This window comes from Adhaeribacter terreus, from assembly GCF_042657365.1.
Classification (GTDB): domain Bacteria; phylum Bacteroidota; class Bacteroidia; order Cytophagales; family Hymenobacteraceae; genus Adhaeribacter_A; species Adhaeribacter_A terreus.
Genome location: NZ_JBHSKT010000003.1, coordinates 408,756 through 424,299, shown reverse-complemented (window position 1 = coordinate 424,299; position 15,544 = coordinate 408,756). Strand labels below are relative to the sequence as shown.

The window sequence follows — 15,544 nt, the reverse complement described above, 5'->3', positions numbered from 1 at the left end:
ATTCTGCTATTTTACATTCGTGAGAAAGCTTTTTTTGATATTTAGCCTGGTTGGCCTGTTCAGTTGCGCGGAAGAAAAGAAGAAACTTCCGGCCGGGTTGCTGCCGCCGGCTAAGTTAACCAGCATTTTAGCCGATATTCATATTGCTGAGGCCCAAGTAGAAGAAATGCGCCTGAGCCCCGATACTGCTAAAGTTATGTTTAACCGGTTGCAGGCAGATGTGCTGAAAAAGTATGGTGTATCGGAGAAACAATTCACCAAAACCTATACCTATTACCTGAATAATCTGAAAGACCTGGATAAAATTTACGAAGGGCTGATCGATACGCTTGCCATGCGCGAAGTGCAAATGAGCTCTAAAAGCGGAGATGCAGGTGCGGATTCGGCGAAGACCAAAAAAATGCCGGATACATTAAAAAGCAGACTCATGCAAAAGTCGAAGGCCCGAAGAGATAGCATTAGAAGTATAGATACTTTAAAATAAACGGCTGCCGTTCGGTACTTTACTTGCAGGCTGGGCAAGTACAATGGCGCCATTTTCATCCGGAAAACCGGTTACCAGCACTTCCGACATAAACTTCCCGATCTGGCGCGGCGCGAAATTCACGACGCAGATAACCTGTTTACCCGGTAATTCTTTCAGGGAATAAAGCTGCGTGATCTGCGCGCTCGATTTTTTGATTCCTAACTCGCCGAGATCTATCCAAAGCTGGTAAGCCGGTTTGCGGGCTTCCGGAAATAAACGGGCTTCAGTAATGGTGCCTACTCTCAAATCAATGTTCTCAAATTCTTCCCAGGATATTGTTTTCATAGTTCTTCAGGTTTAAGTAACGAAAGTAATAAATGTAGTAATCTCTTTTGTCCCCCTTTGGAGGGGTAGGGGGAGGACTACGCTTTTCGGTTTTCTTCTTTCAAAATCAACTAACGTAAAAATCCTCCCCCAACCCCCTCCAAAGGGGGACTTTTCTTCAGGTTGCTTAATTGAATAGTAATTGATCTAATTCTTTAGCTTGCAATATTGACTTTTCAGGCCTGATACCCTAGCGTTTTTGCGGCAGGTAACCAAAGATGCCAGTGGTCGTTAAAAGTCTGAAAATTCTGCCGGAGTATTTTCCGGAAGCCAATCTCAAACAAACGTAAAACTATGCTAAAATCCGATACCGGCAATACCGTTTCGTGCTGGATGCCCGAAGTGAAAATGCCCGCTACCAAATCTCTGGAAAACGATATTGCCTGTGATGTGTGCATTGTAGGCGCCGGCCTGGCTGGCTTAACTACGGCTTATTTGCTTCAGAAAGAAGGAAAGAGCGTGGTAGTTTTAGACAAAGGGCCAATTGGAGGTGGTGAAACCGGCCGTACCACGGCGCATCTTTCCGACGCTTTAGATGATCGCTACGATAAAATTATACAGGTGCACGGGGAAAAAGGAGCAAAGCTTGCCGCCGAAAGTCACGCTGCAGCAATCGATAAGATCGAAGAAATTGTAAAGAAGGAAAACATAGACTGTGATTTTCAGCGCACGAACGGTTATTTATTTTTGCTGCCTTCAGATAGGGAAGATGAGCTGGATAAAGAGCTGGAAGCGACGCATAAAATAGGCTATACTGAAGTTATAAAACTGCAGCACAATCCTATTCAAACGCTATCTGAAGGGCCGGTACTTTGTTTCCCTGATCAGGGTCAATTCCACCCGATGAAATACTTGGCGGGGCTGGCGCAGATAATTCTGGATAACGGCGGCCATATTAACACCGATTCGCAAGTGCATTCTTTTGAAAGCGGCTTAATTACGCGCGTACAAACACTTAACAAACATACGGTTACGGCCAATAATTTAGTGGTTTGTACCAACACGCCGGTAAACGATTGGGTAACGATGCACACCAAACAAGCTCCTTACCGCACCTACGTGCTGGCCTACCATATTCCGCATGATTCGGTTCCGGAAGGTTTGTTCTGGGATAATTCTGATCCGTACCATTACATCCGGACCATGCGGGGCAAAGCTACAGAAGGTAAAATTGAGCAGGATCTTTTAATAGTAGGGGGCGAAGATCATAAGACCGGGCAGGACGAAAATCCGGAGGAACGTTTTAATTGCCTGGATGAGTGGGCGCGTCAGCATTTCAATATGATCAAGTCTGAAGCGTATCGGTGGTCCGGGCAGGTAATGGAACCGGTAGATTATCTGGCTTTTATTGGCCGGAATCCCGGCGATTCGGAGAATGTGTTTATTGCAACCGGCGATTCGGGCCATGGCATGACGCACGCTACCATTGCCGGCATACTGATAACCGACCTGATCATGAAACGTGAAAATCCGTGGGAAACCTTGTATGATCCGGCGCGCATTTCGCTGAACGTTACTACTGCTGGCGAATTTATGAAGGAAAACCTGAACGTAGCGCAGCAATATACTGATTGGGTTACGCCCGGCGATGCTCCCACAGCCGAAAGTTTATTGCCGGAAACCGGATGTGTGATCCGGAAGGGAATGAGCAAAGTGGCGGTTTACTGCGATAAAGATGGCGTGCAGCACGAAAGATCTGCGGTTTGTTCGCACCTTGGTTGTATTGTACACTGGAACAATGTAGAAAAATCCTGGGATTGTCCGTGCCATGGGTCACGGTTCGATGCGTTAGGCAAGTTGATGAGCGGACCAGCTTTAAGTGATCTTGGCCCGGCAGAAAAGTAGGATTTGTGGAAGGCAATTAGCCTCCATAAACTGAACTTGTAAATTGATATAAAACTGCTTTTGGTTTCCCGGAAGCAGTTTTTTCGTTTAAAAGCATACCGTTTTTTGCTTTTCCAGAATTTATAAGATTTTCCTGGCGCTTTGTAGCGGCTTTGATTATACTTTTAAGCTGTACTTCGTAATAAAAAAAGGGCGAAGTATTTAGTTCTAAAATGTATGGCTTGCCTGTTGAAGTTTCAACCAGTTTTAAAATGATCGTTTATCAGAATAGTCTTATTACGATAGCGTACATGGCCGATACGGATATCTTATCGGTAGATCTGGCGAGCTTTGAGCCTTATGCTGCTTTAGAAATAAAAGAAGCTATTCAGATAGTGGTTGAAACATTATCGAATTACAAAAACAAGTATTTATTGCTCGATGCAAGCAAGATAAGTACAACGATGCCCGATGCCGATTACAGAGAAGTTATAAATCATTTTGTTTCCGTAATTGGACAAACGAATTTACAGAAAGTAGCCAGAATAATTACTTCTGACCCGTTAAGAGAAGAAGTTGTTTATACGATGCGGGAGAATCTTTTTTTGCCGTTTCAGTTACACGATTTTGTAAGTAAAGATGAAGCGATGCATTGGCTTACATTTGAAAGAAACTGACCATTTTTCTTTATCGAAACAAACTTCTTAGTTTCGTTACAAATTTGTGCTAAGGAATATTTTTGTGCATCATTTTCTGTAAATTTTTCAGGGGTTCCTGGCTCACCTGGAAACGGCTTAAACTGGTGGCGTCCATATCGGCAATAAGCACGATAACCAATGCATAGGCCACTGGCAGCAGCGGGAAGCCGGAAATTCTGCGGGAGCCATTAATGCCAGATTGGTAACCAAATGCAAACATGCTCATGCCCGTAAGCAAAAGCAGGGAAGACCAAAGAACGTTCGGGATCCGGAATACCAGCGATACAGTTTTGCGCTCGTCGGACACGTTAATTATTTCGTTTACAGAGGAAATAAAGAGCGATTGGATGGCAGGCACCATCTTCTCATTTTCCAGCGAGACGGTTTGTTCCCAGAGCAACCAATGAATTTCTTCGAGCCGGTTCAGTTTGGTTTCTACCTGATTGGAGCTCTGCACCTGGAGTAACAGGTCGGTATATTCTTTTAAAAGTTTTCGGACCTCCGTTTTTTGTTTTTCAGGAATGAGGCCGGCGCGCAGATAACTGGTTCCGATAGCATTAGCCTGCGATATTGCCAACCCTTTCCGGTCGGAAAAGCGGGAAGCGGTAATGGAAAAAGTAAAGCCGAGCATGAAAGCCAAAAGTCCGAGTACGGCTGTTACGGCCGTTCCAATAGAAACTGCCGGTACTTGTTTGTCGGTATTAAATTTTCGGCGGCCAAAAAAAGAACCAACTTCGGTCATAAACACCCCAATAATAACGAAGAGACTAAATAAAGCCCACGATGGCATGGATGTAAAAAAGCTGGCTATATCCATAACTTTGACTTTTTAGCTCGAAAAACCTAGCGTTTTCGGGTGTTCCGTGTGTTCTGATTTTAAAAACATGAAGAGAACAGTTGAACGTTGAACCTGAAATTAAAGCTGTTGCACCGACTTCGTTTGAGTAACTAAGTTAATCAACCAGTGCACGCTTAATTATCATTTCTTCAGAATTTATACGTAATCTTTAGGCTTGCGAACGATTTAATCTGATTGTGAAAGGCTACAAATAAATTGGTATTACTGAAACAGTCGATCATTGGTACTCACTTTAAGACGTTGCTCCGATCTTGAGTTAAAATATTAAATTTGAGTTTTTTAGCCTGAAACTTTACCGTTTTTTATCAATCCGGGAAGATCTTATTCCAGTCGTTTTTCATGCTGACGATGATCCAGTTCTTGTTTTGACTTCAATTAAACCTGCCTTTAGTTCCCCCATTTGCAGATACTTTTCTTCGGCCATTTAGAGGTTATTTTCCAGAACGGCTTTATAAGGATACTGCGTTTTCCATTCAGGATAGTTGGAGGCCAAGCATTTAATGGGGTAGAAAGAAAATTGGATGTGTAAAAGTATCAACGCTTCTTTCCAAAGCGTAGCATTATTGTAGAAAACGGCAATGCGTTCAGCTCGTGGAATGTAACTTTTGGAAACAAAATCAATAGCGTTTTACAAAATCAGCTGACTTTAACTGTATCATCGGTAGCCAGGAATTTGTAAACTGCTCCGGCTATTACTGCGGCCATAATCGGAACAACTATAAATACCCAGAGTTGTTCTAAAGCCCAGCCGCCTACAAAAATTGCCTGACTGATGCTTCTGGCAGGGTTTACTGAAGTATTGGTTACCGGGATACTGATGAGATGTATTAAGGTAAGGGCCAGGCCGATGGCAAGTCCGGCAAAACCAATCGGAGACCTGTTGTCGGTAGCGCCCAGAATAATGAGGAGGAACATAAACGTCATTACAAATTCGGTAACAATTGCGGCTACCAAGCTGTATTTTCCAGGTGAATGTTCGCCGTAGCCGTTTGCTGCAAAATCGCCGATGGCGGAGCCGTTGCCGGTTACAATTACATAGAGTACCCCAGCCGCTGCAATAGCACCGAGTATTTGAGAAATGATATAAGGGAAAATTATATTGCTTTTAATACGGTTGCCGGCCCAAAGTCCGAGCGTAACTGCCGGGTTCAGGTGCGCGCCGGTAAGGTGACCAATTGCGTAAGCCATGGTAACTACCGTTAAACCGAAAGCAAAGGAAACCCCAACCAATCCAATACCAACATCGGGAAAGCCTGCTGCCAATACGGCACTGCCGCAGCCACCCAATACTAACCAAAAAGTGCCTATAAATTCAGCGAGGTATTTCTTCATGTTCATAGTTTTTAGTTGAAACTTTGTAGGAATTTGATATTTAACTATTCAGGTTTGTTTTTTTGCAGCCACTTCAGGTAAGGCAGGGTAACAATGGCGTTGATAAGCAGGTACAATAAAATGGCGGCAGGTACTAAATGGTGGTCTGGCATATTGGCGCTGGCTACCGAAATGGCAATTGCCGGATGTCGCGAAGCAGTAGCCAAGGCCAGAACTGAACGATCGTCTTTTTCGGCAGTGTTGCCAAGAAAATGACCGACACAAACTCCAAGGATCACAAAACCGGCAATCGCCAACGCTGTTCCGTTGCCAGCCAAATGCACAATTGCAGGAAACATTTTGACCAGGACGGGCAAGGCCGAAACAATCAGCAGGATGAGCGCAATTCTGGAAACAGGATTAGAAATTTTATCGGCGAAAGCAGGAGCGAAGTGTTGAGCAGCTATTCCAGAAATAAGCGGGATAATTACCGAAACCAGTGCCGTTATGATCAATGCTTTTGAGTTAACTTCGACTGGTACTTTGAAGATGCGAGCCAAAATTTCCAGCGTAACTGGAATGAGTAAAATACAGAACATGGAGGCAACAAGCATCAAGCCTAAAGCATAACCTTGTCTTCCACCGGCTTTTGAGGTTTTCTTGGGAAATAGCGGAGCCAGCGGTGAAACGGAAATGGCAAGCAAAGCAACTTTAACCAGCGGAGGTAAATTGAACAGCAAAGCCATGAGAATTGCCACCACAGGCATAATAATGTTCATGGCCAGGATGGAACGCAGCAAAAGACCCGGATTCCGGAAAAGGTAAAAAGCATCTTCCGCGGTTGTTTTTAAGCCATAACCCAAAGCAGTCAGGAATATGCTTATTTTCAGGATGAGCGTAATGATTTCTACAGCGTTCATATTTTGCCTGGGTTAGGTTTGCGGCCCTACTTTTTCAGGTGATTTGCATAGCGTTTTTAGTTAGCGCGTGGTATTTTGGAAGTTTTTGTTTTATATAGAATTGAGTTAGCTGAAGTGTGATTTTCCTGGTAAAATTTCAAAACCTGAAAGCATTTTGATGGCAGTTCTTTCATACTTTTCGGGCTAAAAAGATACGGTTTTACTAAGCTTTTAATAATAGCTGACAAGCATCTTAAAAGTCACTCATTTGTTTCAGAATTTTATCGTCCTGCTTATCTACTTTCGGTTTCTGCGGAAAAAGCTTGGTGGTTTCGACTTTGGGTTTTGGGGCCGAAAGCATTTTCCAACTCGTACCTACAATTCCTATGAACACAAGTGAAAATATCAGCCACTGGATCGCAGCGGGTTTGGTTGGTTTAGAATTGTTCATAATTAAAAATTAAAAAGCGTGAAATGATCAACCAATTATGCCATTAGCTTAAATCTATAAAACGGCTTTTCTAAGGTTATGAACGCTTGCCGGACTAAGTAATCATTACTGTTTACCGCTAGTTACATACGGTTAGCTATATAATTTGCTAGTAATTGAAATACAATATGTTGATTGGGTTTAAATCGTTAAAATTACCGATATAAGGTTGCCTTAAAGGGTTGTATGTGTATGGATTGTACAAAAAATTATGGCTTGGCTGGTAGTTGATAAGCGATGTTTCAAGCACTTATTTTTCGGCTGTTATTATGAAAATGAATCCTGCAATTGAAAGTAAAGCATCTGCCACTAAAACTTTTACAGCAGTAATTTCTGAACGAATGGTTTGTATTCCGGGTGGTACTGCAAATGATTGATTCTGCTTCCTGCCATTTAGGGTTTTGGTGCATTAAACACGGTAAGCCTCAAACCACTTAAAACGCTATCATTTTTAATGTAAAAAGTTACATCAACTTTCGCTCTTAAAATCTACTTTTTCTGAAAAAATAAATGCAGTTTTCGAGAATTATTTCGTTTAAAAACAGCCGAATGGAATAGCCTGTAAATTTTTCAGGCTTTTACTTTTCAGGCTGAAAATGATAGCGTTTTTTTGAGTTACCAATAATGAAATGCAGGTGACATAATATGTTTCAGGGAATATCTTCCTGCATCATTTTCTGTACATCTTTCAGCGGCTGTAAACTGACTCTAAGCCCGTTTGTTCTGGAAGAATCCATGTCGGCAATCAGTACAACTACCAGGGCAAAACCAGTGGCCAACAAAGGCAAATCCAGGATGCGGCGCTTGCCATAATTACCGGTCTGATAGCCAATGGCGAACATGCTTACGGCGGTAAGGAATAAAAGCGAAGTCCATAGCATGCTCGGGATATTAAAGACCAGCGATACTGTTTTGCGTTCCCGGGCTACTTCCATCAGGTCATTTACAGAAGCGCAAAAGTAAGTCCGGAGCTCCGAATCCATATCTTCATTTTTAAGGCTTGCCGTTTGCCGCCAGATAACCAGTTGTAATTTTTCTAATTGGGCTACTAAACCGGCAACTTTTTCGGGTGGAGCATTGGTGATGGAGAATGAAATTGCTATATATTTTTTCAGGTTTTCCCGGATAACCATTTTCTGTTTTTCGGGTATCATGCTGGCGCGCACGTAGCACGTACTGATGGCGTTTGCGTGCCGGATGGCTAGTTCTTTGCGACTACCAAAACGGTCGGCGGTAAAAGAAAACGTGAAGGCTAACATGAAGGCCAGTAAACCCAACATTGCACCCACCGCTGTTCCTACCGGCGCTTCTGGCTCTTTAATTCCCTTATTTACTCTATATTGCCCCAGCCAGGCCCCGGCTTCGGCGCATAATATGCAAAACGCTACAATTAGCCCGAATAAAACCCAGGACGGTAATGAGGTTATCAGTTTCGCTACATCCATGTTCCTGTGATTAATTCCTTAAATTGTTTCGTGACCAGCAAAGCACTTTTTAGCAATTTTCCCTACCGTTTCTGCTTTCTTCTGAAATACGTATTGGATGTATAAAAGCCTGCTGTTTTCAGAATATTTAATAAAACAGCTCCAGATTAACCATGAAAACAGTGCCATTAGCGCCAACTACCGTCGGGAAACTCAGGTAACCAACCGGGGAATTTTTCGAGATAATTACTTCCGAATTGACCCGCAGCACCCGGTTTTTTAGCAAGTACCAGTTCAGGCCGCCGTTTATTTCCCAAGGGTTACCGTATTCGCCGTTTATGTAAGAACCAATGCCATAGAGCTGGAGCGTTTTAGGTATGAGCATGGCGCCAGCCTGCACGGAATAACCCTGGTCTGTAAGTTCAGAAACCGAAAGCGCTCCCAACGCTTTAAAATCGGAGATCCTGCGGTAGAAAAAATCGCCATCCAGGGAAAAACCTTTGTATTTCAGGCCGGCGCTTACGGATGCCATCTGGTAGCGGGCTTCCAGCACCTGCGAACTATCGTTGAAGGCATTAAAACTGAAGATCCCGGTACCGTCTGAAAGTCTGATCTGGGTATTTTCCGGGGCTTCGGTTCCGGGCTGCGATTGGCGCGTTTCGTCGCTCCGGGTGTAAGCAACGCTCAGCATCCCTGACAGGTTTTCATGGTGCTCAAGATCGCCGTAAGATGCTACCGGACCATAATTTACGCCTTTCCAGAGCAAAGCAGAGCTCCAGGTATCGAAACCATCGTCGAGCTGGCCGCCATCTATTCCCAGCTGACTCAGGTTGTTGCCCAGCATGGTTTTGTAGAAAATATTTTTATGAATTCTGCCTTGCGCCCATATTCCGGTGGTAAATGATCCGCGGAAGAATTCATCGGCCATCGGTCGGGCATCGTGCCGGTACCAATGGGGCCACTGGCCGAACATAGTGCGGTTCGTTGGTAAGCCGCCGACACCAATTCCCAGGTCGAGATAATTTTTAACTTTATACTGTATATTTCCGGCAACAACTACCTGCGCTACCTGCCCCATATTCGCGTTCGAGGTCCAGGTGTATAGCAGGTAGCGGAAATCTGGGTTGAAAAGCCAGCCTTTAAAATAGAGCATGACTTTCTGAAACTGCAGATCGTTGCGTTTTTGAAGCCTGAAATTCCGGCCGAAGGAATCGGTAAAAGAACTTTCCATACCCTGTTGATTCAGATAGCGGCTGGAAAGGTAAGTGGCGAAATTGAGCGTTCCATCTTTCTTCGTTACCACCCGGAAACCAATGCCCGGCACGTGTTCTTCCGGATTGCCGGTGCTGTCGGATTCAGCAGGGTTCGAAGGTATCTGGGCCAAAACCGGCCTTGCGGGCAATAGCACGAACAGAATAAAAACTGAAAGAAAAGTAAATTGAAGCAGGCTTTTCATTGGGCACTTTTTAAGATGAAAAGGATAGCGTTTTTCAGTTTTTCATTGCTATTTCACATTCGCTTTTTCCCAGGCACGTACTTTTATGCGGGCTTCGTTGAATATTTTTTCATAATTGCCTTTGCGTAGTTTCTCGCTGGCTTCCGGATTAAGACCTTTCCAGAGCGGTTCGTACATGTTGTAAACGGCGTAATACATTTCCGGGCTGCTCGGCGCTACTACGTCGGTACCAAAAAGACAACGGTCCGGAAAGCGGTTGAGCACGGAAATGGAATTCTGCAAGGCCTCCGGCGTACTGATCACGTATTTAGCCACTTCATCCCAGGAAATATCGAAATACACGTGCTTCAATTCAGGGTCGCTGAGCATTCCTTCCACAATCTGCATGAAAATGGGGCTGCGTTCGTTGGATGAAGCGGAACCCGATTGCTGTACCGGATGCACCACCCGACCTAAACCAATATGAGCCCAGATAATGGTGGTTTTCGGGTGTCTTTTTAGTAAGGCTTTCATCTGGCTCAGGTAAACCGGTTCGGCGTCGGTTTTGGCAAAAGGCATGTCTAAATCGCTGTGCAGAATTACCGCAAGACCCACTTTTCCGGCAAAATCGAGCACGCTGTCCAGCGCAGGATTGGTTAGACTGGCTACTTCGCCGGCGACTTTAGAAGAAACAAATTCTTTGTGCACCGTAAATTCGCCAATGCCGGAAAATACCCCGGGGAATGTTTCCAGTACGCGCTTTATGTGATCTTTGGCATACATATCGGCCGGGTTAAAACCGGTTATCATAGGGTCGAAGCGCTGTTTTTGTTCCGGCGAAAGCTTATTGTAAACGCTGGCAATGTAGGCATCAGTGAAGGAGTAATAATAAAGCGGCGCATCGGATTGCAGGTAGTAAGTAGGGCTGTAGTTGCCGGAATTCTGATACGCCCAAGTTTGCTGTAGCGGAATGCCGAACAAGGTAGAACGCCCGACCCGGTTGCCCATAATTTCAAGGTATTGCTGCACCGTTATTCCCCGCTGAATGTAATTGGTGAGGTGGAAGTGCGAGTCGTGAAAATCGTAATTGGGCGGTGGCGCGGTTTTCTTTTTTTTCTTCTGCGCTTGCGCGGAAAAAGTCAGTAAAACAGTAGCTAAAACGATCAGAAAACTGCCTAAACGGTGGTATTTGTAGCATTTCATTTGCAAATACGTTTAATTGAAAGCACATTACTTTTTAAGCGGAAAACAATAGCGTTTTTGAACAGATTTTTCAGTTTCGCTTTATTTAGCTTCCGAACAATTTCCGCGACTTTTCGAAGATCTTTTCAAATTATAGCTCTAAGGAAAAAAGGCATCGGGTCATCTGATTATTTTTAGCCGTTATTCTTCTCTGTTTAAAGCATAAGATCGGTGGCAATAGAAACGGTGGTTCCGCTTTGTCCGGCGGTGTAATAGCCAAAAGTAGAGCCGGCCGGTGATTTTTCTATCCGGATGATGTGCAGGTTTACCCGCCAGCTACGCGTACCGGATGGGAAAAAACTCAGGCCACCCGCCACTTCCCAGGGATTGCGATCGAACTGGTCCCGGAGCGTAGAATACACGCCGTACATATCCAGCTTTTTCTTGATAATGGAATAGGAAGCCTGCACATAATAACCCTTGTCTATAATTTCAGATTCGGTTTCCGGAATGGGGCCGTTCGCATTAAAACGGGAAAGTTTCCGGCGGTAGAATTCAGTCTGTAAATGGAAACCTCTGTATTTAAAACCCAGGTCTATCGCGCCGATCTGGTAGTTTGCATTACGAATGGTTACGCCATCTGCCAGGGCACCCGTTTCGAATATATACACGCCATCGGAAAGCCGAATCTGCGTAGAGGCCGGGGTTGGGTTGGAAATATCGTTGGAGCGGTTTTCGCGGGCATAGGTATAGGAAGTACCAAAACGGGTAGCCAGTTTTTCGTGCTGTTCAAAATCACCGAAACCGCCACGCGGGCCAAACTCTCCGGTAGTTGGCATCCACCACACGCTGGCGCTTTTGGTCAGGTCGCGCGTCATTTGGGTGTTATTAATGCCTAACTGGCTCAGGTTATTTCCCAGAAACAGCCAGTAATTGAATCTTGGTAAGGGTTCGCCGGTAAGCCAGAACCCACCTGTGAAACCCGGTCGCAAGGCTTCTTCGGCCATTTGCCGGTCGGTGGCGTTAAAATATGGCCACGGGCCCTGCAAAGATCTGGTACCTAAGTTTGGACCAATACCGGCGCCTATTCTTAAAGCTTTATGAATCTGGTAATGCATATTGCCGAATATCAGGGTCTGACCGGTTGAAGCTAAACCCCAGATGCTTACCGTGTAGCGAAGTTTTGGAGTATAAAAAAAACCGGAAGCCCAAACGAAAGTACGATGCCATTGAATGTCGTGGCGGGTATCTATATCGCGGGTGCGACCCAGGTGATCTGTAAAGGTTTGGTTGGCCGGTAGTTGGTTGGTGTAGCGTAATAAACCATAAATACTCAGGTTCAGGCTGCCCCATTTGCTTTTATACAGATCGAAGCCGCGGCCGGGGTTAAATTCTCCGGCCGTAGTATTCGGGATCGGCTCTTTTTCGATGCTCAGGGTGTCGTAAGCTTCAACCTTCAGATCGTCCTGCGCCTGCACTTTTTCGGGCAAAAACCATAGCATTATTACCAGCGCCAATAAAGTTCGGACTGTTTTCCACCGGAACAATTTAATATTGGTTATCCTCTTTTTTACCCGTACTTTTTCACCTGAAAAGAATACCGTTTTACCTGAGACCATGAGCTTATTTTTTTAAGGTTTTGGTTGCACCAGATAAGGGTTCAGGTTCAGTTTGTTCACAATGTCGGTAATGGCTTTCTGAGCTCTTACGCTATTGCCGGCTTCATCTAACCTTGGAGAGAATGCCGCAATGCCATACTGTCCCGGTACAACTGCCATTATTCCGCCACCCACGCCACTTTTAGCCGGTAAGCCAACGTTGTAGAACCAGATACCGGAGTCATCATACAGGCCGCAGGTTGCCATTACGGGCAGAGTATGTGCCACTGTTTGCGGGGAAACCACTTTCTTTTTGGTTACCGGGTTCGTGCCGCCGTTGGCTAACGTTGCAGCCATCATGGCCAGGTCTTTGGTGTTCACATTAATAGCACACTGCTTGGTATAAATATCTACCGATTGTGCCGGATCGAAATACATGCGTTCGAAGGAATTCATGAGGGAAGCCAGTGCCTGGTTGTGTTGGTTGGTTGCAGCTTCACTTTTATAAACAGGATCGTTTACCGCGAGCTGCCGGCCGGCAAAATCGTTATGGATCTGCATAATGGTCTTCCACTTTTCTTCGTAATTATTGCCTTTTATCATACTGGTAGAGGCAATGGCGCCGGCATTTACAAGGGGGTTGATCTCCATACCTTTTCTCTCTTCAACCAGCACCGCCGAGTTAAATTTCTGGCCGGTAGGGTCTACACCTATCTTATCCTGAATGGCTTTCGCACCGGAATCTTCGATGTTTTTAGCCAGCGTAATTACCTTGGAAATGGATTGGATGGAATATAGTGCATCGATGTCGCCTTTGCTGTAAACCTGGCCATCTGCCGTAACTACTACAATTGCGAATTGTTCGGATGGTACTTTTGCTAATTCGGGAATATAATCGGCATTTTTCCCTTCTTTCAGGTCTTTGTATTTGTTGTAAGCTTCGGTAATGGCGGCTTCTATGCTGCCTTTATCCATGGTGGAGGTAACGCCGTCTTTCGTTTTGGTTTTCTTTTTTTTCTGCGCCTGCGCTTCGGTACTGAAACCTATCAGGAACGCCAATAGCGTCGAGAAAGTCAATATCAGATAATGTTGGTTGAAAACTCTTTTCATAGTAGTATTTATTTAAGTTTATTCTATAAAGATTAGCGATAGAAGAATAACCTCGAAGATTAAAATTTGTTTAAGGTTATTCCCATAATGAATTTAACAACAGATTCTTATAGAAAGAATTAAGCTGGACAGGAACATATTCGTCTTACATTCCTTGCTCAGACTGTTTTTAGGAGATTTTTATGACGTGTTAAACTGGTAAAAGCTATTTTTGCTGTTAATAATACATTTGTGTTTCTCCTGTCGGGTTAAACAATTTCAATATTCAGTGGTTAATTCAATAGCCCGATTTCAGGAAAAAGTAGAGAAGCAATTTGTATTGAGACAGTAATTCAGAATTAGTAAAACCTAGGTTTCAGCACGTTGCCAGACCGGTTGTTTTTTTCTATTACTTGCCTGTGTCGTGGCCTTTCCTGTTCAATTAATTCTGAAATTCAATGAGCAATTTCTACAACACCGCAAGTTTTATCTCCGGTATCTCCAACGCTTCTATTTTCAGAATTTTCTTTGCTTTACTACTTTTCCATTTCTTGCCCGGAATAGCTTTGGTTCAAGCGCAGGACACCACCGCTGTTTTGCCAGATTCTTCTACTATTATTCGGAAAATGGTTGCTGGCGACGAATCAGAATCGGAAACTCCGCGGCGACAACTGGTAAAATTTAATGAATACAAAGGGCCTTATTTTTCTGTGAGGGTAGGTGGGGGCCTTTTGTACGATGGCGCAACATTCAGCCAGGATGAAGAAAGCAAAGAACAGGTTGGCGATATTAAAAAGGATATAAAATTCCGCGACGGCAGGTTTGTATTTAAAGGCAGGCTGGGGCCGGAAAAAATGAAACATCCGGTTACCTATTCGGTAGGAATTATGTACAATCAGCCTACAGAATCGTGGTTATTCCGGGAAACCGGAATTATGATTGGAGTGCCGGAATTGTGGGGAAGTTTTTTTATTGGGCGAACCAAGGAAGGTTTTTCGCTGAATAAAGTTATGGTAGGTTACGCCGGCTGGACACAGGAGCGTTCTACCATGAGCGATGCGACTGTGCCTATTCTGGGTGATGGTATTAAATGGCTGGGCTTTCTGCCCGGCCCCAGAATTGGCTGGAATGCCGGTTATTTTATAGATAAATACAACGAAGATCAGGCCTTTTCATCTTACGACAACCAGGCAGTTCTAAGACTTATGTGGCTGCCAATACTTTCGGAGAAAGAACGTAAAGTTTTTCATTTAGGTTTGAATTTACGCAAGGGTAACGCAGATAAAGATACTCTGCAACTCAGATCGCGCCCGGAAGCCTGGACAGCCCCTTATTTTTTAGATACAAAGCCTTTCAGAGCCACGCAAACTTTTATGTACGGCGGTGAAATTTATTACCGCCATGGGTCTTGGCTGTTTGGTTCTGAATACTGGTTCCAGAAGGTAGATTCGCCGGAAAAAGGCAATCCCCGGTTTCATGGTGGCGATATTGTAGCTACCTGGCTGATAACCGGCGAAACCCGCGCATATAATACTGCCGGTGGTTTTTTCAAAGGAATTTCGCCGAACCGGCCTTTGTTTGAGGGTGGTCCGGGAGCATTTGAAGCTGTTTTACGATTGTCCTATACCGACCTGACTGATGCTGAGATCTCGGGCGGAAAATTCTGGCGGATCACACCTATGCTAAACTGGCACCTGAACGATTATTTAAGGCTTGAATTTACCTATGGTTATGGTGAGCTAGATCGGTTGGGATTAGTTGGAGGTACGCAATTCTTTCAGACCCGTATCCAGCTGCAATTATAAATTTCAGCTGAAATTCAGATGAATTCTAAAGCTAAAAGTCAGCATACTTAAACTAAAAATAACAGTAGGGTTTCGGGGAT

General features: G+C 44.4%; 14 protein-coding genes. 4 read left to right on the top strand and 10 right to left on the bottom strand.

Annotation, left to right across the window (positions count from 1 at the left end):
* Positions 1 to 19: 19 nt before the first annotated feature.
* Positions 20 to 484: a DUF4296 domain-containing protein gene (locus ACFPIB_RS07075; RefSeq protein WP_378016734.1), complete on the top strand. Its 465-nt coding sequence runs from the start codon at positions 20 to 22 to the stop codon at positions 482 to 484.
* Here ACFPIB_RS07075 and ACFPIB_RS07070 read toward each other — a convergent pair.
* Entirely contained in the window at positions 476 to 811 is a 336-nt protein-coding gene (locus ACFPIB_RS07070) for a tRNA-binding protein (protein WP_378016733.1), read from the bottom strand. The genes ACFPIB_RS07075 and ACFPIB_RS07070 overlap by 9 nt on opposite strands.
* A 333-nt stretch (positions 812 to 1,144) precedes the next feature.
* On the opposite strand from ACFPIB_RS07070, the gene ACFPIB_RS07065 reads away from it, so the two are divergent.
* Positions 1,145 to 2,695 (top strand): FAD-dependent oxidoreductase, encoded by a 1,551-nt coding sequence (locus tag ACFPIB_RS07065; RefSeq protein WP_378016732.1) that lies wholly within the window; start codon positions 1,145 to 1,147, stop codon positions 2,693 to 2,695.
* A gap of 221 nt (positions 2,696 to 2,916) precedes the next feature.
* Positions 2,917 to 3,351, top strand: a complete 435-nt coding sequence (locus ACFPIB_RS07060) for a hypothetical protein (protein WP_378016731.1) — start codon at positions 2,917 to 2,919, stop codon at positions 3,349 to 3,351.
* 49 nt (positions 3,352 to 3,400) lie between these two features.
* Here the strand turns inward: ACFPIB_RS07060 and ACFPIB_RS07055 are convergent, their stop codons facing one another.
* The 9 genes from ACFPIB_RS07055 to glsA all read right to left on the bottom strand — a co-directional run bounded on the left by ACFPIB_RS07055 (position 3,401) and on the right by glsA (position 13,680).
* A complete protein-coding gene (locus ACFPIB_RS07055) occupies positions 3,401 to 4,189 on the bottom strand; it encodes a bestrophin-like domain (RefSeq protein ID WP_378016730.1) in 789 nt (262 codons plus the stop codon).
* Positions 4,190 to 4,867: 678 nt separating this feature from the next.
* On the bottom strand, positions 4,868 to 5,563 hold the full coding sequence (gene aqpZ / locus ACFPIB_RS07050; protein WP_378016729.1) for an aquaporin Z: 696 nt from the start codon (positions 5,561 to 5,563) through the stop codon (positions 4,868 to 4,870).
* A gap of 44 nt (positions 5,564 to 5,607) precedes the next feature.
* On the bottom strand, positions 5,608 to 6,462 hold the full coding sequence (locus tag ACFPIB_RS07045; protein ID WP_378016728.1) for a bile acid:sodium symporter family protein: 855 nt from the start codon (positions 6,460 to 6,462) through the stop codon (positions 5,608 to 5,610).
* Between the two features lie 232 nt (positions 6,463 to 6,694).
* Complete coding sequence (locus tag ACFPIB_RS07040) at positions 6,695 to 6,892, bottom strand: hypothetical protein (protein WP_378016727.1); 198 nt, start codon at positions 6,890 to 6,892, stop codon at positions 6,695 to 6,697.
* Between the two features lie 689 nt (positions 6,893 to 7,581).
* Positions 7,582 to 8,376: a bestrophin-like domain gene (locus tag ACFPIB_RS07035; RefSeq protein ID WP_378016726.1), complete on the bottom strand. Its 795-nt coding sequence runs from the start codon at positions 8,374 to 8,376 to the stop codon at positions 7,582 to 7,584.
* A gap of 127 nt (positions 8,377 to 8,503) precedes the next feature.
* On the bottom strand, positions 8,504 to 9,811 hold the full coding sequence (locus tag ACFPIB_RS07030) for a hypothetical protein (RefSeq protein ID WP_378016725.1): 1,308 nt from the start codon (positions 9,809 to 9,811) through the stop codon (positions 8,504 to 8,506).
* A 48-nt stretch (positions 9,812 to 9,859) separates the two neighbouring features.
* Positions 9,860 to 10,993, bottom strand: coding sequence for an amidohydrolase family protein (locus ACFPIB_RS07025; protein ID WP_378016724.1), 1,134 nt, complete (start codon positions 10,991 to 10,993; stop codon positions 9,860 to 9,862).
* Positions 10,994 to 11,187: 194 nt separating this feature from the next.
* A complete protein-coding gene (locus ACFPIB_RS07020; RefSeq protein ID WP_378016723.1) occupies positions 11,188 to 12,489 on the bottom strand; it encodes a hypothetical protein in 1,302 nt (433 codons plus the stop codon).
* 114 nt (positions 12,490 to 12,603) lie between these two features.
* Positions 12,604 to 13,680, bottom strand: coding sequence for a glutaminase A (gene glsA, locus ACFPIB_RS07015; protein ID WP_378016722.1), 1,077 nt, complete (start codon positions 13,678 to 13,680; stop codon positions 12,604 to 12,606).
* 437 nt (positions 13,681 to 14,117) lie between these two features.
* Here glsA and ACFPIB_RS07010 point away from each other — a divergent pair, with 437 nt between their 5' ends.
* A complete protein-coding gene (locus ACFPIB_RS07010) occupies positions 14,118 to 15,464 on the top strand; it encodes an OprO/OprP family phosphate-selective porin (RefSeq protein ID WP_378016721.1) in 1,347 nt (448 codons plus the stop codon).
* Positions 15,465 to 15,544: the final 80 nt, after the last annotated feature.